The following is a 19,840-nucleotide window of genomic DNA, read 5'->3' as shown; positions in this document are numbered from 1 at the left end:
ATCCTCCCTGGAGCTGTCTCTCATGAAGCGTGTGCGTCTCCTCCCCGCCGTGGCCCTGCTGGCGCTCTCGTCCCTGGCCCTGGCGGCCTGCGGCCCGGGCGGCTCGTCGTCGACCTCGGACAGCGGCACCTCGGGGCAGCGGAACTGCCAGGCCCCCAGCGGCAATCCCTCCGGCGTGCCCAGCGGCGTCCCCTCGGGTGCCCCGACGGCCGACGGGACCGCCCGGCCCTCGGGTGCGCCCGGCGGCAACCCCTCCGGCATGCCCAGCGGCGGCCCCGGCGGTGGTCAGGGTGGTCAGGGCGGCCCCGGCGGCTGCGGCGGACCCGGGGGCGGTACGGGCGGCGCGGCCCCGAGCGGAGCGCCGAGCGCGGCGGCGACGCGGAGCTGACGAGGCGGACGCGGCGCGGGACGTCGTACGGCAGGGGCGGCACTCCCGGTGAACGGGGGTGCCGCCCCTGGGTGTCGGCCTCGCTCCGAGGGGCTCAGTCCAGCCAGTGCTCGCGGCCGATGCCGATCAGCCGCATCTGGCGCTCGGCCACCTGGCAGACCCGGTCCCGCTCCTCCGGGGGCGCCTCCAGGGTCTCCAGGAACAGCGAGGCCGTGATCAGCATCTGGTCGACGTAGAGGTTGGCCAGCATCAGCAGGTCCTCGTCGCTCCAGCCCTCGGACACCGGGTCCTTGGCCAGTTCTTCCTTCACCTCCTGCCCGAACCGGGCCAGTTGGTCGCGGATGGCCTCCCGGACCGGCTGGACCCCGCCATGTCGCTCCCGGGCGATAAAGCGGACATGAGCGGGGTACGCGTTCACATGACCGGCGATCAACTCGATAGCGCGCTTGATGCGTTGACCGTGGTCGTCGGCCGTGGACACCGTCGTCCGGATCATCGGGTGCAGGCTGCCCAGCGCCTCCTCGACCAGGGCCACCCCGAGGTCCGCGGTGGAGCGGAAGTGCCGGTAGAAGGCGGTCGGCGCGACCCCGACGGCACGCGTGACCTCGCGCAGGCCCAGGCTGCTCAGGCTCTGCTCCTCCAGCAGGGCCAACGCCGCGTCCAGGAGCGCCTGCCGGGTCTTCTGCTTCTGTGCCTGCCGGATACCGAGGGTGTGACTCATATCATCCAGTTAACAACTGTTCTCCGTAATTGGAAAGCCGTACGACGCGCTAGACTCTCAATTCAGTGAACAACTGTAACTACAACTGTTCACCCAAACGTAACGACAGCCGAACCGGAGGGGGATCCGTCCCATGCTGTTCCTCGTGGCCGCACTCATGCTGCTCGGCGTCGTCCTGGGCACCGTCGCCCACGCGCCGCTCACCTTCACCGCCGTCGCCGCCGTCGTGATCGCCGCCTGGCTGGGCATCTTCGCGCTCCGCGAGCGCCACGCCCGCCGCCGCACCTCGGCCCACTGACCGCCGCCCGACCGTCCCCAGGAGCACTGATCACCATGCAGCTCACCGCGCAGGCCAGCCGCCGGACCGGCGCCCGCGACGCCGACGGCATGGCCGTGGCGTCCTTCGTCCTCGGCCTCCTCGGCCTTCTCGTCCTCAACGTCTTCCTCGGCCCGATCGCCATCGTCCTGGCCTCGGTCGCGCTGTGGCGCGGCACCGCCCGCCGCGGCCGCGCCTACCTCGGCCTCGGCCTCGGTGTGGCCGACCTGCTGGTCCTGGTGGCCTTCATGCAGTTCGACAACACGCCGTCCTGGAGCTTCTGAGGCCGTGGCACCGGCCGGTCCTGGACTGAGGACGCGCACCCGCGACCCGTAGAATCGGCGTCACCATGGCATACCTCGACCACGCCGCGACCACCCCGATGCTCCCCGAGGCGGTCGAGGCACTCACCGCGCACCTCGGCGTCACCGGCAACGCCTCCTCCCTGCACGCCTCCGGCCGCGGGGCCCGCCGCACGGTCGAGGAGTCCCGCGAGACCCTCGCGGAGGCGCTCGGCGCCCGGCCCAGCGAGATCGTCTTCACCTCCGGCGGCACGGAGGCCGACAACCTCGCCGTGAAGGGCCTGTACTGGTCCCGGCGCGACGCGGACCCCGCGAGGACGCGGGTCCTCGCCAGCCCCGTCGAGCACCACGCCGTCCTCGACGCCGTCCACTGGCTCGGCGAGCACGAGGGCGCCACGGTCGAGTACCTCCCGGTCGACAAGCACGGCCGGGTCCACCCCGACGCCCTGCGCGAGGCCATCGCCCAGAACCCCGCCGATGTCGCCCTGGCCACGGTGATGTGGGCCAACAACGAGATCGGCACCATCCTGCCGGTCCGCGAACTCGCCGCCGTCGCCGCCGAGTTCGGCGTCCCGCTGCACGCCGACGCGGTCCAGGCCTTCGGCCAGGTCCCGGTCGACTTCGCCGCCTCCGGCCTCGCCGCGATGACGGTCTCGGGCCACAAGATCGGCGGCCCGTACGGCATCGGGGCGCTCGTCCTCGGCCGCGAGTGGACCCCCGTCCCCGTCCTGCACGGCGGCGGCCAGGAGCGCCACGTCCGCTCCGGCACCCTCGACGTCCCCGCCATCGCCTCCTTCGCGGTGGCCGGCCGCCTCGCCGCCGAACAGCGCGCGTGGTTCGCCACCGAGATCGGCGCCCTGCGCGACGCCCTGGTCGAAGCGGTCCGTACGGCGGTCCCGGACGCGATCCTCGGCGGCGACCCGGAGCCGGGCGGCCGCCTCCCGGCCAACGCCCACTTCACTTTCCCCGGCTGCGAGGGCGACTCCCTGCTCCTCCTGCTGGACGCGCAGGGCATCGAGTGCTCCACCGGCTCCGCCTGCACCGCGGGCGTCGCCCAGCCCAGCCACGTCCTGCTGGCCACCGGCACCGACCCCGACCTGGCCCGCGGCACCCTGCGCTTCTCCCTCGGCCACACCTCCACCGAGGCGGACGTCGAGGCGGTCGCGAAGGCCATCGGCCCGGTGGTGGAACGCGCCCGCGCGGCGGGGCTGACGTAGCGGCCCGGCCGCAGGACACTCCGGGCGTGAACCCCGCATCCCAGGTCCTCGCCCTGCTCGCGACCCTGACCCACCTCGTGGTCGGCACGCTCGAGCGCTTCTTCCACGACCGCACGGCCGTGCGCGTCTTCCTCACCACATCCGCCGCCGACGCCCCCCGAGGTCACCCTGTGGCGCTCGGGCGTCGCCGTCCACAACCTGCTCCTCGGACTCGGCCTGGTCGCCGGGGTCGTCGCGCTGCACGCCGGCGAACCCACCGCGGGCCGCACGCTGATCCTCTACCTGTGCGCGTCCCTCGTGGCCTCCGCGCTCGCCTTCGCCGCGTCCTTTCCGCGGCTGTGGCGCGGTGCCCTGGGCCAGGGAGTGCCGCCGGCCCTGGCCCTGGTGGCCGCCGCCCTCCTCTAGCGTCGGCGGCCCGGGGCCCGCACCTACGCGGAGGCCGTGCGCGCCTGCCGCACCAGTCTCATGTACCGCTCCCAGTCCCAGTGTTCGCCCGGGTCGGTGTGGTCCGTCCCCGGCACCTCCACATGGCCGATGACGTGCTCGCGGTCCACGGGGATGTCGTAGCGCGCGCATATCCGGGCCGTGAGCCGGGCCGAGGCCGCGTACATCGCGTCCGTGAAGTCCTCGGGCCGGTCCACGAAACCCTCGTGCTCGATGCCCACACTGCGTTCGTTGTAGGCGCGGTTGCCCGCGTGGTACGCCACGTCCAGCTCGCGGATCATCTGCGTGATGTGCCCGTCCTTGCGGACCACGTAGTGCGCGGCCGCCCCGTGCCCCGGGTCCTGGAACACCTTCACCGCGCTGGCGAAACTGCCCTGGGTGACATGGATGACCACCATGTCTATTCCGTAGTCGTCGGGCCGGTCCGCCCGCCGCCAGTTCGCGTCGGAGGCCGCCACCCACTGCGCGCCGCCGAAGTCGACCGCGCCCTCGACCCGCGGCTTCTCCACGCCCGGCGCCCGCCACCACAGCCGCGCCAGCTCGTCCCGGGCCAGCACCGCGGAGCCCACGGCGGCCGCCGCGCTGCCGACGATCAGCGCCCGCCGGCCGATGCGCCGGTCGGTGTCCCTGGAACCCTCTGTCGCCCCCATGTGGTCGTCAACGGATACCCGGCGGCCCCGGTTCCCGCGTCCCCGTACTCTTGAGGGGTTATGACTGACACCACGCAGCGCCCCCTTCGCGTTCTCGCCGCCATGTCCGGAGGAGTGGACTCCGCCGTCGCCGCCGCCCGTGCCGCCGAAGCCGGCCACGACGTGACCGGCGTCCACCTCGCGCTCTCCGCGAACCCGCAATCGTTCCGCACGGGCGCGCGTGGCTGTTGCACCATCGAGGACTCCCGCGACGCCCGCCGCGCCGCCGACGTCATCGGCATCCCGTTCTACGTCTGGGACCTCGCCGACCGCTTCCGCGAGGACGTCGTCGAGGACTTCGTCGCCGAGTACGAGGCCGGCCGCACCCCCAACCCCTGCCTGCGCTGCAACGAGAAGATCAAGTTCGCCGCGCTGCTCGACAAGGCGCTGGCGCTGGGCTTCGACGCGGTGTGCACCGGCCACTACGCGAAGGTCGTCACCCTCGCGGACGGCTCCCGCGAACTGCACCGCGCCTCCGACATGGCCAAGGACCAGTCGTACGTCCTCGGCGTCCTGGACGAGAGGCAGCTGGCGCACGCCCTGTTCCCGCTCGGCGACACCGTCACCACCAAGGACGAGATCCGCGCCGAGGCCGAGCGCCGCGGCCTCGCGGTCGCCAAGAAGCCCGACTCGCACGACATCTGCTTCATCGCCGACGGAGACACCCAGGGCTTCCTCGCCTCCCGCCTCGGCAAGGCGGAGGGCGACATCGTCGACGAGTCCGGCGCCAAGGTCGGCACCCACGAGGGCGCGTACGGCTTCACGATCGGCCAGCGCAAGGGGCTGCGCATCGGCACCCCGGCCGCCGACGGCAAGCCGCGCTACGTCCTCGACATCTCCCCGGTGAACAACACGGTGACGGTCGGCCCCGCCGCCGCCCTGGACGTGACCGCCCTGAGCGCGATCAGGCCCCGCTGGTGCGGCGCGGCCCCGTCCGGTCCCGGCACCTACACGGCCCAGCTCCGCGCCCACGGCGGCGAGACCGAGGTCACCGCGGAGCTGGTGGACGGCGAGCTGCGCGTGACGTTCGCGGAGCCCGTCCGCGGGGTGGCCCCCGGCCAGGCGATCGTCCTGTACGACGACACCCGCGTGGTGGGCTCGGCCACGATCGCGTCGACGGTACGGGCGACGGCGGGCGTGGCCTGACACCGGCCGCGAGCAATGGGCCGTCTGTCCGGGCGAGGGGATCGGTGAAGCGGTGAGCGGGGCTCCGCGTGACCTCGATCTGGTGTGCGCCGCGCAGGCCGGCGACGCCGGCTCGCTCGGTCTGCTGCTCGCCAGGCACCGAGCGCACATGTACGCGGTCGCACTGGCGTTGCTGGGCCACAGCCAGGACGCCGAGGACGCCGTTCAGGAGGCGGCGCTCATCGCGCTGCGCCGTTTCGGTGACGTGAGGGACCCGGACGCGGTCGGCCCGTGGCTGCGGATGGTGGTGCGCAATGTGTGCCGCGCCCAGTTGCGCAGGATGTCCGCGGTTCCCGTGGCCGAAGTCGCGGGGGCCGTTCTGATGGACCGGTCGGACGGTCCGCCCGACCCGGCCGAGGTGCTCGACCGGCACGCGCTGCGGGACTGGGTGTGGAGCGCGCTGGAGGAGCTGTCCCCGAGGCTGCGGCTGGTGACCATGCTGCGCTACTTCACCGACGTCACGTCCTACGAGGAGATAGCGGCGCTGTGCGAGATGCCGGTCGGCACGGTGCGCAGCCGGCTCAACCAGGCGCGCACGAAGATGGTCGGCGCGCTGCTGGGCTCGGCCGACAGGGTCCACGACGACGCCACGGTCCGGAACGGACTCCATCGACGGCTGGCCGAGGAGACCCTGGTGTCCGCGCACGGTGGCCAGTTCGCCTCGGCCCTGTCCGAATGGTGGTCCCCACAGGCGGACGTGACATGGCCGACCGGCAGACACACGGGCATCGACTACCTGCCCACCGCCTTCGACCGTGACCTGTCCGACGGCGTACGCCACGAACTGCTGAACGTGGTGGCCGGCCGCGAGGTGGTGATCTGGGAGGCCGCTCTGCGCAACCCACCGGAAGACCCGTTCCACTGTCCGCCCGGCGTCGTCTGGGTGCACTTCCTGCACCAGGGCCGCGTCAGCAAGCTGCGCCTGTTCCACCCGCGCCGCCGCTGAAAAAGAGTTTCGGCGACCGGGCGAACTTTTCCCGCCCTCACCGCATCGTGCGGGTATGAACACCATGAAACACAGTCCCGGGAGCCCTGAGGGCGAGGCCAGGACCGTCGTCGTGCACTCCCAGGACCCCGGCGTGCGCCCGGTCGGCCCGGTCGGCGCCGGCGATCTGTTGCCGGACGGGCACCGCCCAGGCCGCGCACACGGCGACTTCGGCGCTCTCCAGTTCGCCGTCGACCACTACGACCCGAACCGTCTCGTCGGCACACACGATGCGGACTTCGTCGACCACCGAGAGACGGGGAGGACGGCATGACGACCACCGTGCCCGTCGGCCTGGCCGAGCAGACGGAGATCGAGGCGTACGCCGACTTCGCGGCCGGCGCGCCCACACCGGTGCGCGACTCGCTCGGCATCGGTTCGCTGCGTATCGGCTCGGCGCTGGCTCTCGCGGTCCGCGAGGACCCGAGCCGCTTCTTCAACCGCGCCGGCGGATTCGGCGCGGACGTGCCGATCACCGCGGACGTCGCGGCGCAGGTCTGTGACTTCTACCGCGAGCAGGGTGTGCCCCAGGGCCAGTTCATGATCGCACCGCCGCTGCTGCCGGCCGACTGGGCCTCGACCGCCGGTGAACTGAACCTCACCGAAGGCGGCCGCTTCGTCAAACTGGGATGCGACATCGAGACGGCGCTGTCCGCGCCCGACGGCGTCGCGGCACTCGATCCCGGGCTGCGCGTCGAGCCGGTCGAACCCCATCAGGCGGACGAGTGGGCCACGGTCATGATGACCACCTTCGGGTTCACCACGCCAGGCATGATCGACATGGCGGCGTCCTGCGTGGGCAGGCCGAACTGGCACCAGTACGCGGTCCGGGACGGCGAGCGGATCATCGCGGTCGGGAGCATCTTCGTCAACGGCGAGTGCGCCGACGTGTTCGGCGGAGCGACGCTCCCGGAAGGACGCGGACGCGGCGCCCAGTCCGCACTGCTCACCGCCCGCGCCCGGGCCGCCCGGGCAGCGGGCTGCCGATGGCTCGTCGCCGAGACCGGAGCCGAAGCCGTCGGCGAGCACAACACATCCCTGCACAACATGCTCCGCACCGGCTTCGAACCGCTGTATGAGCGTGTCACATGGATCTGGCGCGAACGCTGACGGCCCCGTCTCGTCGATGCCTGGGAAGAGCGCCGTACGCGGCGACTCGTCGGCCGGTCAGGACACGTCGACCTCGTAGAAGCAGAGGTGGTCCTTGATCTCGGCGACGGCGGGCTTCGGTTCGGGATAGGACCACACCAGGTCCGGCGCGTCCGGCAGCGACCAGTAGGACGCGGTCCCCTTGAAGGGGCAGTAGGTGTGGGTGTCGGAGGGGGTCAGCAGGTCGAGCCGCACGTCCTCGGCGGGGAGGTAGTACCGCGGCGGACAGCCCGTCTCGCGCAGCACGAGGGGCCGTTCGCTCTCCGCCAGGACCTGGTCGCCGTGCACCACGCGCACGCGCTGGTCGACTTGCTCGATGGTGATCGTGTGTCCTTCGGCCATACCTGAAGGAGCGCTCGCGGGCGCCCGGTTCTTCCCGCGTACGGTGACCTCATGCGAATCTGCGTCTTCCTCTCCGCCGCCGACCTCGACGACCGTTACACGCGCCCCGCGCGGGAGTTCGCGGAACTGCTCGGCAAGGGCGGCCACACCCTCGTGTGGGGCGGCTCGGACGTGGGCCTGATGAAGGTCGTCGCGGACGGGGTCCAGGAGACGGGCGGACGGCTGGTCGGGGTCTCCGTGGAGTTCCTGTCCGCCAAGGTCCGTCCGGGCGTGGACGAGATGGTGATCACCAAGGACCTCGCCGAACGGAAGAAGCTGCTCCTGGAGAAGGCCGACGCCGTGGTGATCATGGTGGGCGGCACCGGCACCCTCGACGAGGCGACCGAGATCCTGGAGCTGAAGAAGCACGGGCACACCGAGAAGCCCGTCGTCCTGCTGAACACGGCGGGCTTCTACGACGGGCTGAAGGAGCAGTTCCGGCGCATGGAGGACGAGGGCTTCCTGCCCCGCCCGCTCACCGAGCTGGTGTTCTTCGCGGAGGAGCCGGTGGGGGCGCTGGCGTACCTGGAGGAGTCGCTCGGTACCCGGTGACGCCGTGATGCGAGCATGGCGGCATGGCTACACATGTGATCACCGGAGCGGGCTCCGGCATCGGTGCGGCGGTGGCCCGGCGGCTGCACGCGCGCGGGGACGAACTCGTGCTGCACGCGCGTGACGCGGGCCGTGCGAAGGAGCTGGCGGCGCAGTTCCCCGGCGCGCGGACCCTGGTCGGGGACCTTGCCGACCCCGACAAGCTGAGCTGGGCCTTCTCGCACCAGACGCTGCCGGACCGGGTGGACTCCCTGCTGCACGTCGCGGGCGTGGTCGACCTCGGCCCGGTCGGCGACCTGACCCCGAAGTCCTGGCGTCACCAGCTGAACGTCAACCTGATCGCCCCGGCCGAGCTGACCCGTCACTTCCTGCCCCAACTGCGGGCGGCACGCGGCCAGGTGGTCTTCGTGAACTCGGGCGCGGGCCTCGCCGCCCACGCCGACTGGTCCGCGTACGCCGCCTCCAAGCACGGCCTGAAGGCCCTGGCGGACTCCCTGCGCCACGAGGAGCACGGCAACGGCGTGCGCGTCACCTCGGTCTACCCCGGCCGCACGGCCAGCCCCATGCAGGCCAAGGTCCACCAGCAGGAGGGCAAGGACTACGACCCCTCGCGGTGGATCGACCCCGAGTCGGTGGCCACGGCGATCCTGACGGCGCTCGACCTGCCGAGGGACGCGGAGATCAACGACCTGACGGTCCGCCCGGGTCGCTGACGGCCAGGTGGGGGCGAGAACCGTCGGCGCGCGCCTGCGTAGGCTTCGTACGTGACCGCAGACTTCACCTTCGCCCCCGCCACCGGCATCGGCTCCCTCCCCGGCGGTGACGTCCGGGAGGCCGCCAGGACCGCCACCGGCTCCTTCGAGGACTTCCCCTTCCTGCCCGAACTGCCCGCCCGCGGTCCCGGCGCCGACATGATCGGCCGGACCGCCGGCATGCTCGTCGAGCTGTACGCGCGCGTGGAGCCCAGCGGCTGGCGGCTCGGGGACCGGCCGGGCCGGGACACCAGGCGGGCGCGGTCCTGGCTGGGGGAGGACCTCGACGCGCTGGAGGAGTTCACCCAGGGGTACGAGGGGCAGCTGAAGGTGCAGGCCGTCGGGCCCTGGACGCTCGCCGCCGCGCTGGAACTGCGCAACGGCGAGGTCGCCCTCTCCGACCCCGGCGCCTGCCGGGACCTCACCGCGTCGCTCGCGGAGGGACTGGGCCTGCACCTGGAGGAGGTCCGCAAGCGGGTCCCCGGCGCGCGGATCGTGCTCCAGCTCGACGAGCCCTCCCTCATCGCCGTACTGCGGGGGCAGGTGCGGTCCGCCAGCGGGTACCGGACCCACCGGGCCGTGGACCGGCAGGTCGTGGAGGCCGGACTGCGCGATGTCGTCGGGGTTCACGGGGACGGCCCCGTCGTGGTCCACTCGTGCGCACCGGACGTCCCCTTCGCCCTGTTGCGGAGAGCGGGCGCGGCGGCGATCTCCTTCGACTTCTCGCTCCTCACCGAGCGTGACGACGACGCGATCGGGGAGGCGGTGGAAGGCGGCACGAGGCTCTTCGCCGGTGTCGTACCGGGCACGGACACGGCATTGTCAGACCCTGCCGGTAGCGTCATGGGTGTCAGGACGTTGTGGCGCAGGTTGGGGCTGCATCCGGGACTTCTCGCGGAGGCGGTCACGGTCACCCCGTCGTGCGGACTCGCGGGGGCCTCCCCGGAGTACGCGCGCAGGGCCCTCGCCCACTGCGCCCAGGCGGCGAGATCCCTCGCGGACAACCCAGAGTAACGGGAGGACAACACGGTGGCCGGCGACAAGCAAGCGGAGACGACGGTGCCCGCCGAGGCACGGGAGAAGCACGCGCAGCTCGCTGAGCAGATCGAGGAGCACCGCTTCCGGTACTACGTGAACGACGCGCCGGTCATCAGCGACGCCGACTTCGACAAGCTCCTGCGCTCCCTGGAGGCACTGGAGGAGGAGTACCCCGAGCTGCGCACCCCGGACTCGCCGACCCAGAAGGTCGCGGGGGCGTACGAGACCGAGTTCACCTCCGTCCAGCACCCCTCCCGCATGCTCTCCCTGGACAACGCGTTCAGTGACGAGGAGCTGGCGGCCTGGGCGGAGCGGGTGGCGAAGGACGTCGGCACCACCGACTACCACCTGCTGTGCGAGCTCAAGGTCGACGGCCTCGCCGTCAACCTCACCTACGAGCACGGCCGCCTCGTCCGCGCGGCCACCCGTGGCGACGGCCGCACCGGCGAGGACATCACGCCCAACGTCCGCACGATCGCCGAGATCCCGGACCGTCTGACCGGCGACAAGGTCCCCGACCTCGTGGAGATCCGCGGCGAGGTCTACTTCCCGATGGAGAAGTTCGAGGAGCTCAACGCCCGTCTGGTCGAGGCCGGCGACAAGCCCTTCGCCAACCCGCGCAACGCGGCGGCCGGTTCACTGCGCCAGAAGGACCCCCGCGTCACCGCCACCCGCCCCCTCCACATGGTCGTGCACGGCATCGGCGTCCTGGAGGGCTTCCAGGGCATGACCCGCCTCTCCCAGGCCTACGACCTCCTCAAGTCCTGGGGCCTGCCCACCGCCAAGCACAACAAGGTCGTCGACGGCCTCGACGGCGTCCGGGAGTTCATCGCCTACTTCGGCGAGAACCGCCACTCCGTGGAGCACGAGATCGACGGGGCCGTCGTCAAGCTCGACGAGATCCCCCTCCAGGGCCGCCTCGGCTCCACCTCCCGCGCCCCGCGCTGGGCGATCGCGTACAAGTACGCGCCCGAGGAGGTCAACACCAAGCTCATCAACATCCGCGTGGGCGTGGGCCGTACGGGCCGGGTCACGCCGTACGCCCAGGTCGAGCCGGTGACGGTGGCGGGCTCCGAGGTCGAGTTCGCCACCCTGCACAACCAGGACGTCGTCAAGCTCAAGGGCGTCCTCATCGGCGACACCGTGGTGCTGCGCAAGGCCGGTGACGTCATCCCCGAGATCCTCGGCCCGGTGGTCGATCTGCGGGACGGCAGCGAGCGGGAGTTCGTGATGCCGAGCGAGTGCCCCGAGTGCGGGACACCGCTGCGGCCCATGAAGGAGGGCGACGTCGACCTGCGCTGCCCCAACGCCCGCACCTGCCCCGCCCAGCTCCGCGAACGCCTGTTCTACCTCGCGGGCCGCAAGTCGCTGGACATCGAGCACTTCGGGTACGTCGCCGCCGCCGCGCTCACCAAGCCGCTGGAGCCCGCCGACCCGCCGCTGGGCGACGAGGGTGACCTGTTCGACCTCACCGTCGAACAACTGCTGCCCATCAAGGCGTACGTCCTCGACCAGGACAGCGGCCTGCCCAAGCGTGACCCGAAGACCGGCGAGGAGAAGGTCGTCACGGTCTTCGCCAACCAGCAGGGCGAGCCCAAGAAGAACGCCGTCGCCATGCTGGAGAACATCGCGGCCGCCAAGGAGCGCCCGCTCGCCCGGGTCCTGACCGGTCTGTCGATCCGCCATGTCGGCCCGGTCGCCGCCGAGGCGCTGGCGCGCAACTTCCGCTCCATCGACCGCATCGAGCAGGCGAGCGAGGAGGAGCTGGCGAACACCGACGGCGTCGGCACGATCATCGCGAAGTCCCTCAAGGAGTGGTTCGCGGAGGACTGGCACCAGGAGATCCTGCGCAAGTGGAAGGCCGCGGGCGTGCGCATGGAGGAGGAGGGCTCGGGTGAGGACGAGGGTCCGCGTCCCCTGGAAGGGCTCACCGTGGTCGTCACCGGCACCCTGGAGCGCTTCACCCGCGACGGGGCCAAGGAGGCCCTGCAGTCCAGAGGGGCGAAAGTGACCGGTTCGGTTTCGAAGAAGACGTCTTTCGTCGTCGTGGGTGACAATCCAGGTTCCAAGTACGACAAGGCGATGCAACTCAAGGTGCCAGTTCTGAACGAGGACGGCTTCGACGTCCTGCTCGAACAGGGCCCCGAAGCGGCCGCCGAAGTGGCCCTCCCCACGGAGGAGTAGCGAGGAGCCGCGGTTGAAGGCCACCCGATCGGCGCATACCAGATGCATACGGGTGGCCGGGGCGCATTCGGGCAACCGTCGGCGACCGTTGCCCGTGGAAGCCTTCTGCGGCCTACTGTTGAGATGTGCGCCTGCCGTGCCCAGCCGCGGTCGGGGCATTCCCTTGCTCCTGATGAGCGGGGGGAAGGGTTTACCAACGCGGCGCCGCCGAGGGTTCTTGTCGGGCGAACGAGCCGCGTGGCGTGGGCACCGCCGGCTGTGAGAGGGACGGGAATGGAACCGACCGAGAGCGCCGCCCCGGACTCACGGCTGCGCCGGTTCGCCGAGGCGTGGCGGACGAGCCGGTGGTCCGGGCGGCCTTCGGAGCATCCGGGCGCGGAAGGACGTGCCGGGCAGTACACCGCGACCGGCGGCGCCACCCAGCTCACCGTCGAGCGTGTCCCCGGTGTGCCGGAAGCCGAACCCGACCGCCATCTGTCCTGGCCCGCACTGCCCACGGCGGTCGTCGCCGCGGCCGGGTTCGTGCTGGGCGCGGGCTTCTACCGGGCCTTCACCGGCGGCCACGCGCTCTTCCCGTCCGGCACCGTCGGCTGGTCGCTGGCCGTGCTGACCGGCGTCATCGTGGGCCACCTGGTCGCCCTCGGCCGGGCCCGCTGGTGGGGCGGCACCGGCTCGGGCGCCGCCCTGACCCTCGCCGTCCTGGTGCTGTACGGCTGGGTGCCCGCCGGCATGGTCAGCCTCACCGTCGTCCTGCTGGTCGGCATAGCCAGGCGCCACCGCTGGCGGCAGGGCATCCTGCACGGCGCGGTGGACATCCTCGGCATAGCCGCCGGCGCCCTGGTCCTGGCCGCGTTCGGCCAGTCGCCGTCCGTCGAGACCCCCTGGAACCCAGACACCTGGACCTTCTACACCGGCCCCGAGGTGGTCCTGGTCGCCGTGGCCTACCTCGCGGTCACCCGGATCCTGAGCTGGTACCTGCACTCCGCCCGCCACGCCGGTCTGCCCACCGTGGCCCGCACCGCCCTGGTCAGACAGGGCCTGGTCGCGGTCGCCCTGCTCGGCATCGCCCCGTTGGTGTGCGTGGTCGCCACCGCCAAGCCGGTGCTGCTCCCGCTGTTCGCGATCCCCCTGATCGCCCTCGACTCCACCCTGTGGATGGCCCGCGCCCGCGCCGAGGAACAGCTCCGTGACCCGCTGACCGGACTGCCCAACCGCCAGTGGCTCCTGGAGCGCATCTGGTCCGCCCTGGACGACGCCGAGCGCATCGGCGCCCGCTCCGCCCTGATGCTCATCGACCTCGACCGCTTCCGCTCGGTCAACGACACCCTGGGCCATCTCGCCGGCGACCGGCTCCTGTTGCAGATCGCCGACCGGCTGCGGATCGCGCTGCCGCGCGGCGCGGAGGCGGCCCGGCTCGGCGGGGACGAGTTCGCCGTCTTGCTGCCGGTCGCCGACTCCACGACCTCCGCGACCCGGGTCGCCCGCAACCTGGTCGCCGCCCTCAGCTCCCCGCTCGACCTCGACGGACTCACCCTCGTCCTGGAGGCCAGCGCCGGGGTCGCCGTCTTCCCCGACCACGCCGTGGACGCCGAGGGCCTGCTGCGGCGGGCCGACGTGGCGATGTACCAGGCCAAGCGGGACCGCACGGGCGTGGAGGTCTACGAGTCCAAGCGGGACTCCAACACCCCCGACCGGCTCGGGCTGCTCGGCGATCTGCGCCGGGCGCTGGACGCGCACGAGGTGCAACTGCACTACCAGCCCAAGGTCCGCTTCGACGGACAGGTCGCCGGCCTGGAGGCCCTCGTCCGCTGGGTGCACCCCGAGCGCGGCAAGGTGCCGCCGGACGAGTTCATCGCGATCGCCGAGTCGTCCGGCCTGATGCCGCACCTCACCGAGTACGTCCTCGACACAGCCCTCGCCCAGGTCGCCGAGTGGCGCGCACAGGGCCTGCACGTGCCGGTGGCGGTCAACGTCTCCCCGCGTGACGTCCACACCCCCGGCTTCGCCGGCTCGGTCGCCGCGCGCCTCGCCCGGCACGGCGTCCCGGCGGGAGCGCTCCAACTGGAGATCACCGAGCACGTCCTGCTCGAGGACCCCTCCCGGGCCGGGGACACCCTCGCCGCGCTGACCGGGCACGGCGTGAAGATGTCCCTGGACGACTTCGGCACCGGCTACTCCTCCCTGGTCCACCTGCGCCGCCTCCCCGTCAGCGAACTGAAGATCGACCGCTCCTTCGTGGCCAAGCTGGCCGTCGACACCGAGGACGCGGAGATCGTCCGCTGCACGGTCGACCTCGCCCACTCCCTGGGCCTGCTGGTCGTGGCGGAGGGTGTCGAGGACGACGAGACCTGGGAGCGCCTGCGCGACATGGGCTGCGACGCCGTACAGGGCTGGCTGGTCGCCGCGGCGATGCCCCCGGAGGAGACGACGGCTTGGCTGCTGGCCCGGGGGTCGCGGGGCTGGCAGCGGCCGAGGGCGGCGCTCCCCGCGGCCGAGTGACCGCCTCAGGCATCCTTTGTCGCGGTATGGGGCCACCCGTTGCCGTCGGCTGCGGGAAACCGTTTAACGGCCATCCGGCCGTGACCCATAGGATTGGCCCCAAACCACACGCACTCACCCCAGAGGATCGCTGCATGCCTGGCATCACGCGCGAGGAGGTCGCCCACCTCGCACGGCTGGCGCGTCTGGAGCTGAAGCCCGAAGAGCTCGAGCACTTCGCGGGACAGCTGGACGACATCATCGGCGCGGTCGCACGCGTCAGTGAGGTCGCCGACCAAGACGTACCGCCGACCTCGCACCCGCTCCCGCTGACGAACGTCATGCGGGCGGACGAGGTCCGTCCGTCGCTCACCCCCGAGCAGGCGCTCTCCGGCGCCCCGGCCCAGGAGCAGCAGCGTTTCAAGGTGCCGCAGATCCTGGGGGAGGACTGACCGCCATGACGGACATCATCAAGCTCACGGCCGCCGAGACCGCCGAGAAGATCGCCTCCGGCGAGCTCACCGCGGTCCAGGTCACCGAGGCCCACCTGGCCCGTATCGAGGCCGTCGACGAGAAGGTGCACGCCTTCCTGCACGTCGACCGCGAGGGCGCGCTGGCGCAGGCCCGTGCCGTCGACGAGAAGCGCGAGCGGGGGGAGAAGCTCGGGCCGCTGGCCGGTGTGCCCCTCGCGCTGAAGGACATCTTCACCACCGAGGGCATCCCGACGACCGTCGGTTCCAAGATCCTCGAGGGCTGGATCCCGCCGTACGACGCGACCCTGACCAAGCGGCTGAAGGCCGCCGACGTCGTCATCCTCGGCAAGACCAACATGGACGAGTTCGCCATGGGGTCGTCGACGGAGAACAGCGCCTACGGCCCCACCGGCAACCCCTGGGACCTCACCCGGATCCCCGGCGGCTCCGGCGGCGGCTCCTCGGCCGCGCTGGCCGCGCACATGGCCCCCCTCGCCATCGGCACCGACACCGGCGGCTCGATCCGCCAGCCGGCCGCCGTCACCGGCACGGTCGGCGTCAAGCCGACGTACGGCGCGGTCTCCCGCTACGGCATGGTCGCCTTCTCCTCGTCCCTCGACCAGGGCGGGCCCTGCGCCCGTACGGTCCTGGACGCGGCGCTGCTGCACGAGGTCATCGCCGGACACGACCCGATGGACTCGACGTCGATCGACGCGCCCGTCCCGCCGGTCGTCGAGGCCGCCCGCAACGGCAGCGTCGAAGGCATGCGCGTCGGTGTCGTCAAGCAGTTCCGCGGCGAGGGCTACCAGGCCGGCGTCATCCAGCGCTTCGACGAGTCGGTCGCCCTCCTCAAGGAGCTGGGCGCCGAGATCGTCGAGCTGGACTGCCCGTCCTTCGACCTGGCGCTGTCCGCGTACTACCTGATCGCGCCCTCCGAGTGCTCCTCCAACCTCGCCCGCTTCGACGGCCTGCGCTACGGCCTCAGGACCGGCGACGACGGCAGCCACTCGGCCGAGGAGGTCACCTCCCTCACCCGTGAGGCGGGCTTCGGCCCCGAGGTCAAGCGCCGGATCATGCTCGGCACGTACGCCCTGTCGAGCGGGTACTACGACGCCTACTACGGCTCCGCGCAGAAGGTCCGCACGCTCATCACGCGCGACTTCGAGAAGGCGTTCGAGCAGGTCGACGTGATCGTCTCGCCGACGACCCCGACCACCGCCTTCCCGATCGGCGAGCGCGCCGACGACCCGATGGCGATGTACCTGGCCGACCTGTGCACCATCCCGACCAACCTGGCGGGCAACGCGGCGATGTCGCTGCCGTGCGGCCTCGCCCCGGAGGACAACCTCCCGGTCGGTCTGCAGATCATCGCCCCGGCCCTGAAGGACGACCGCCTCTACAAGGTCGGCGCCGCCGTCGAGGCCGCCTTCGTGGAAAGGTGGGGCCACCCGCTCCTGGAGGAGGCACCGTCGCTGTGAGCAAGCTGACCAAGGCGAAGGACTTCAAGAAGTCCAAGTCCGGCACGTATCTGTCCATCGCCACCACGGCGTTCGGCGCCATCGGTGTCGCCAAGCGGCTCAGGAAGGCGCGCGCCGAGAACGACACGCTGGTCCTGATCGACGCGACCGTGGCCGCCGTCGCCGTCGTCACCGGCCTCGCCGTCCTGTACCGCGAGCTGAAGCGGCTGGGCGACGACGACGTCCTGCTGGGCTGAGAGGGAAGTTACACCGTGACCACCACGACCGACCTGGTGTCGTACGAGGACGCTCTCGCGTCGTACGACCCCGTCATGGGCCTCGAGGTCCATGTCGAACTCGGCACCAAGACCAAGATGTTCTGCGGCTGTTCGACCGAGCTCGGTCAGGACGCCAACACGCAGACCTGCCCCGTCTGCCTCGGCCTGCCCGGCGCCCTCCCGGTCGTCAACGCGACCGGCGTGGAGTCGGCGATCAAGATCGGTCTCGCGCTGAACTGCGAGATCGCCGAGTGGTGCCGCTTCGCCCGGAAGAACTACTTCTATCCGGACATGCCGAAGAACTTCCAGACCTCCCAGTACGACGAGCCGATCGCCTTCAACGGCTACCTCGACGTCCAGCTCGAGGACGGCGAGACCTTCCGGGTGCAGATCGAGCGCGCCCACATGGAGGAGGACACCGGCAAGTCGACCCACGTGGGCGGCGCGACGGGCCGTATCCACGGCGCCTCGCACTCCCTGCTCGACTACAACCGCGCCGGGATCCCGCTCATCGAGATCGTCACCAAGCCGATCGAGGGCGCGGGCGAGCGTGCTCCCGAGGTCGCGCGGGCCTACGTCCGTGAGCTGCGCGAGGTCATCAGGGCGCTCGGCGTCTCCGAGGCCCGCATGGAGATGGGCCAGATGCGCTGCGACGTGAACCTGTCGCTGCGCCCCCACGGCACCGAGAAGTTCGGCACCCGTTCGGAGACGAAGAACGTCAACTCGCTGCGGTCCGTGGAGCGCGCGGCCCGCTTCGAGATCCAGCGGCACGCGGCCGTCCTGAGCAGCGGCGGGACGATCGTCCAGGAGACCCGGCACTTCCACGAGGACACGGGGTCCACGACCTCGGGCCGTGTGAAGGAGGAGGCCGAGGACTACCGGTACTTCCCCGAGCCGGACCTCGTGCCGGTGGCCCCCTCGCGCGAGTGGGTCGAGGAGATCCGGGCGGCCCTGCCCGAACTGCCGCTGGTGCGCCGCAACCGGCTCGTCGCCGAGTGGGGCATCACGGCCCTCGACATGCAGGCGATCCTCAACGCCGGTGCCCTGGACCTGATCGTCGCCACCATCGACGCCGGAGCCGACGCGGCCTCCGCCCGCAAGTGGTGGATGGGCGAGCTCGCCCGCAGCGCCAACGAGTCCGGCAAGGCGCTCGACGAACTGGCCATCACCCCGGCGCAGGTCGCCCGGGTGACCGAGCTGGTCGCCAAGGGTGACCTGAACGACAAGCTGGCCCGCCAGGTCATCGAAGGCGTCCTCGCGGGCGAGGGCGCCCCGGACGAGGTCGTCGAGAAGCGCGGTCTGAAGGTCGTGTCGGACGAGGGCGCCCTCGGCACCGCCGTCGACGAGGCCATCGCCGGCAACCCGGGCATCGCCGACAAGATCCGCTCCGGGAAGGTCGCCGCGGCCGGCGCCCTGGTCGGCGCGGTCATGAAGGCGACCCGCGGTCAGGCCGACGCGGCCCGCGTCAAGGAGCTGATCCTGGAGAAGCTGGGCGTCAGCGAAGGCTGAGGCTGAGCAGGAGCACGCGGTACGGCCCCGGAGGGCATCGCCTCCGGGGCCGTACGGCTACCCGCTACTCATGGCTGCTTACGGCGTCCCACGAGCCGTACGAAGCCCAGCGAGCGGCCCTCGTCGGCCCGGACCATCTCGCCGACCTCGCGGGCCATCGTGCGGTGGAACTCCTCGGGGCTCTCCTCGGCGACCACCTCGCACCACAGCAGCCAGTCCCGCCAGCCGTCCGGCTGCCAGTCGGCCGCCTCCACCTCGACGGCCCCGCCGCGGGTCCAGTGGCGCCGCCACCAGTCGGCGGTGTGGAAGCACCAGAAGTCGGGCTGCCACCACTGCTTGAGATGCTCCGGTGGCTCGGTGCCGTCCGGCTCCTCCCGCAGCGCCGGCACCACGATCCCGATCCGCCCGCCCGGCTTCAGCAGCCGGGTCAGCGTGGGCAGATACAGATCATTGGTGCCGAAGTACTGGTACGCGTCGATGCTCACGATCGCGTCAAAGCTGGCCTCGGCGAACGGCAGGTCGTGCGCCTCGGCGTGCACGGGCAGCACCCGGTCGGCGAACCCGGCCTCGGCGATGCGCCGCGCGTTCTCGTCCGGCCCGACCCACAGGTCGGCCGCGGTGACCTGGACGTCGTACTCCCTGGCCAGGAAGACCGAGGTCATCGCCCGGCCGCAGCCCAGGTCGAGCACGCGGGCGCAGGGGCGCAGGGTGTCCAGGCCGAGGGCCGGCGCGAGCCACTCCAGCAGCCACAGCGCGTTCGGGCCCATCTGGTTCTCGACGACCCAGCGGACGTCGTAGCTGTTGCTGCGGGGATAGCGGGCCTGCGTCAGCCGTCGGGTGAGGTCCTCATTCGAGGTCTGCGAGGTCCTCGCGGTGATGTCGTTCGGCATCGGTGAACGGGCTCCTTGAGTCCTGAGAGACGGAAAGGGATACGGCGGAGCTCGGTCGGACGCTCAAACAACGCACCTGCTTCGGTCGGGGGCCGTACGGGCCCGGGTTCTCCCAGCGGAACACGCTACGCTCGCCCGCCATGAACGGTCCCCTGAATTCCGAGCCGTCCGACATACAGGAGGAGTACGACAGTCAGGTGCTGGACGCCCGGCGGGCCCGCTGGACGGCCTCCGGCACCGGCGCCCTGCTGGCCCTCGCCGGGCTGGCCGCGGCGGCGCTCCGCGCGGCCGGCACCGCCCCCGCGCTGGTGCCCACGGCCTACGCCCTCGGTGCCGCGGTGTGCGCGCTCGCCGCGGTCCTGGGCTCCCGGGGACGCACCCGCAGAGCCCTGTGGCTGCTGATCGTCGGTGTCATGGTGATGGCGCTGGGCGACCAGTTCGACTGACGTGAC

General features: G+C 71.7%; 23 protein-coding genes. 19 read left to right on the top strand and 4 right to left on the bottom strand.

The window, feature by feature from the left end; all coding sequences use genetic code 11:
* Positions 1-22 precede the first annotated feature (22 nt).
* Positions 23-388 carry a hypothetical protein gene (locus ACIQJT_RS25185; protein WP_402646941.1) on the top strand — a complete coding sequence of 122 codons (366 nt, stop codon included), beginning with the start codon at positions 23-25 and terminating at the stop codon, positions 386-388.
* 94 nt (positions 389-482) lie between these two features.
* On the opposite strand, the gene ACIQJT_RS25180 is transcribed toward ACIQJT_RS25185, so the two are convergent.
* Positions 483-1,109 carry a TetR family transcriptional regulator gene (locus ACIQJT_RS25180; protein WP_365460311.1) on the bottom strand — a complete coding sequence of 209 codons (627 nt, stop codon included), beginning with the start codon at positions 1,107-1,109 and terminating at the stop codon, positions 483-485.
* Positions 1,110-1,242: 133 nt separating this feature from the next.
* Here ACIQJT_RS25180 and ACIQJT_RS25175 point away from each other — a divergent pair, with 133 nt between their 5' ends.
* The 4 genes from ACIQJT_RS25175 to ACIQJT_RS25160 all read left to right on the top strand — a co-directional run bounded on the left by ACIQJT_RS25175 (position 1,243) and on the right by ACIQJT_RS25160 (position 3,349).
* Positions 1,243-1,407 carry a hypothetical protein gene (locus ACIQJT_RS25175; protein ID WP_007384847.1) on the top strand — a complete coding sequence of 55 codons (165 nt, stop codon included), beginning with the start codon at positions 1,243-1,245 and terminating at the stop codon, positions 1,405-1,407.
* 35 nt (positions 1,408-1,442) lie between these two features.
* Entirely contained in the window at positions 1,443-1,709 is a 267-nt protein-coding gene (locus ACIQJT_RS25170; RefSeq protein ID WP_053846954.1) for a hypothetical protein, read from the top strand.
* A 65-nt stretch (positions 1,710-1,774) separates the two neighbouring features.
* A complete protein-coding gene (locus tag ACIQJT_RS25165; protein WP_402646936.1) occupies positions 1,775-2,944 on the top strand; it encodes a cysteine desulfurase family protein in 1,170 nt (389 codons plus the stop codon).
* Between the two features lie 168 nt (positions 2,945-3,112).
* Positions 3,113-3,349 carry a DUF1304 family protein gene (locus ACIQJT_RS25160; RefSeq protein WP_402647041.1) on the top strand — a complete coding sequence of 79 codons (237 nt, stop codon included), beginning with the start codon at positions 3,113-3,115 and terminating at the stop codon, positions 3,347-3,349.
* A gap of 23 nt (positions 3,350-3,372) precedes the next feature.
* Here the strand turns inward: ACIQJT_RS25160 and ACIQJT_RS25155 are convergent, their stop codons facing one another.
* Entirely contained in the window at positions 3,373-4,038 is a 666-nt protein-coding gene (locus ACIQJT_RS25155) for an N-acetylmuramoyl-L-alanine amidase (protein WP_402646934.1), read from the bottom strand.
* 60 nt (positions 4,039-4,098) lie between these two features.
* Here ACIQJT_RS25155 and mnmA point away from each other — a divergent pair, with 60 nt between their 5' ends.
* From mnmA to ACIQJT_RS25135, 4 genes are read left to right on the top strand one after another with little or no spacing between them, the layout of a single operon-like run.
* The gene (gene mnmA / locus ACIQJT_RS25150) at positions 4,099-5,223 is read left to right on the top strand and encodes a tRNA 2-thiouridine(34) synthase MnmA (RefSeq protein ID WP_402646931.1); all 1,125 of its coding nucleotides are present in this window, start codon (positions 4,099-4,101) and stop codon (positions 5,221-5,223) included.
* A 52-nt stretch (positions 5,224-5,275) separates the two neighbouring features.
* Positions 5,276-6,208, top strand: a complete 933-nt coding sequence (locus ACIQJT_RS25145; RefSeq protein WP_402646928.1) for an RNA polymerase sigma factor — start codon at positions 5,276-5,278, stop codon at positions 6,206-6,208.
* A 55-nt stretch (positions 6,209-6,263) separates the two neighbouring features.
* Positions 6,264-6,521 carry a hypothetical protein gene (locus ACIQJT_RS25140; RefSeq protein ID WP_402646926.1) on the top strand — a complete coding sequence of 86 codons (258 nt, stop codon included), beginning with the start codon at positions 6,264-6,266 and terminating at the stop codon, positions 6,519-6,521.
* Positions 6,518-7,357, top strand: coding sequence for a GNAT family N-acetyltransferase (locus ACIQJT_RS25135; protein WP_402646923.1), 840 nt, complete (start codon positions 6,518-6,520; stop codon positions 7,355-7,357). The genes ACIQJT_RS25140 and ACIQJT_RS25135 overlap by 4 nt, the downstream gene beginning before the upstream one ends.
* 57 nt (positions 7,358-7,414) lie before the next feature.
* Here ACIQJT_RS25135 and ACIQJT_RS25130 read toward each other — a convergent pair whose 3' ends face one another.
* Positions 7,415-7,738: a DUF427 domain-containing protein gene (locus tag ACIQJT_RS25130; RefSeq protein WP_365460338.1), complete on the bottom strand. Its 324-nt coding sequence runs from the start codon at positions 7,736-7,738 to the stop codon at positions 7,415-7,417.
* A gap of 51 nt (positions 7,739-7,789) precedes the next feature.
* Here ACIQJT_RS25130 and ACIQJT_RS25125 point away from each other — a divergent pair, with 51 nt between their 5' ends.
* The 9 genes from ACIQJT_RS25125 to gatB all read left to right on the top strand — a co-directional run bounded on the left by ACIQJT_RS25125 (position 7,790) and on the right by gatB (position 18,498).
* Entirely contained in the window at positions 7,790-8,329 is a 540-nt protein-coding gene (locus ACIQJT_RS25125; protein WP_402646920.1) for a TIGR00730 family Rossman fold protein, read from the top strand.
* A 23-nt stretch (positions 8,330-8,352) separates the two neighbouring features.
* The gene (locus ACIQJT_RS25120; RefSeq protein ID WP_365460344.1) at positions 8,353-9,042 is read left to right on the top strand and encodes an SDR family oxidoreductase; all 690 of its coding nucleotides are present in this window, start codon (positions 8,353-8,355) and stop codon (positions 9,040-9,042) included.
* Positions 9,043-9,093: 51 nt separating this feature from the next.
* Positions 9,094-10,095: a methionine synthase gene (locus tag ACIQJT_RS25115; RefSeq protein ID WP_365460348.1), complete on the top strand. Its 1,002-nt coding sequence runs from the start codon at positions 9,094-9,096 to the stop codon at positions 10,093-10,095.
* A gap of 15 nt (positions 10,096-10,110) precedes the next feature.
* A complete protein-coding gene (gene ligA / locus ACIQJT_RS25110; protein ID WP_402646916.1) occupies positions 10,111-12,303 on the top strand; it encodes an NAD-dependent DNA ligase LigA in 2,193 nt (730 codons plus the stop codon).
* Positions 12,304-12,576: 273 nt separating this feature from the next.
* Positions 12,577-14,802, top strand: coding sequence for an EAL domain-containing protein (locus ACIQJT_RS25105; RefSeq protein ID WP_365460354.1), 2,226 nt, complete (start codon positions 12,577-12,579; stop codon positions 14,800-14,802).
* A gap of 134 nt (positions 14,803-14,936) precedes the next feature.
* Positions 14,937-15,233 carry an Asp-tRNA(Asn)/Glu-tRNA(Gln) amidotransferase subunit GatC gene (gene gatC, locus ACIQJT_RS25100; RefSeq protein ID WP_007384860.1) on the top strand — a complete coding sequence of 99 codons (297 nt, stop codon included), beginning with the start codon at positions 14,937-14,939 and terminating at the stop codon, positions 15,231-15,233.
* Positions 15,234-15,238: 5 nt separating this feature from the next.
* Positions 15,239-16,732 (top strand): Asp-tRNA(Asn)/Glu-tRNA(Gln) amidotransferase subunit GatA, encoded by a 1,494-nt coding sequence (gatA, locus tag ACIQJT_RS25095; RefSeq protein WP_365460357.1) that lies wholly within the window; start codon positions 15,239-15,241, stop codon positions 16,730-16,732.
* Complete coding sequence (locus ACIQJT_RS25090) at positions 16,729-16,968, top strand: hypothetical protein (protein ID WP_123763248.1); 240 nt, start codon at positions 16,729-16,731, stop codon at positions 16,966-16,968. Before gatA ends, ACIQJT_RS25090 begins: the two co-directional genes overlap by 4 nt.
* A gap of 15 nt (positions 16,969-16,983) precedes the next feature.
* Entirely contained in the window at positions 16,984-18,498 is a 1,515-nt protein-coding gene (gene gatB / locus ACIQJT_RS25085; RefSeq protein ID WP_402646911.1) for an Asp-tRNA(Asn)/Glu-tRNA(Gln) amidotransferase subunit GatB, read from the top strand.
* A 68-nt stretch (positions 18,499-18,566) separates the two neighbouring features.
* On the opposite strand, the gene ACIQJT_RS25080 is transcribed toward gatB, so the two are convergent.
* Positions 18,567-19,388, bottom strand: a complete 822-nt coding sequence (locus ACIQJT_RS25080; RefSeq protein WP_402646909.1) for a methyltransferase domain-containing protein — start codon at positions 19,386-19,388, stop codon at positions 18,567-18,569.
* A gap of 140 nt (positions 19,389-19,528) precedes the next feature.
* Between ACIQJT_RS25080 and ACIQJT_RS25075 the strand changes: the two genes are divergently transcribed.
* Positions 19,529-19,834 carry a hypothetical protein gene (locus tag ACIQJT_RS25075; RefSeq protein WP_402646906.1) on the top strand — a complete coding sequence of 102 codons (306 nt, stop codon included), beginning with the start codon at positions 19,529-19,531 and terminating at the stop codon, positions 19,832-19,834.
* Positions 19,835-19,840: the final 6 nt, after the last annotated feature.

Origin of the sequence: Streptomyces sp. NPDC091972 (genome assembly GCF_044756385.1) — a bacterium.
GTDB lineage: Bacteria > Actinomycetota > Actinomycetes > Streptomycetales > Streptomycetaceae > Streptomyces.
This window is presented reverse-complemented; position numbering and strand designations above follow the sequence as displayed.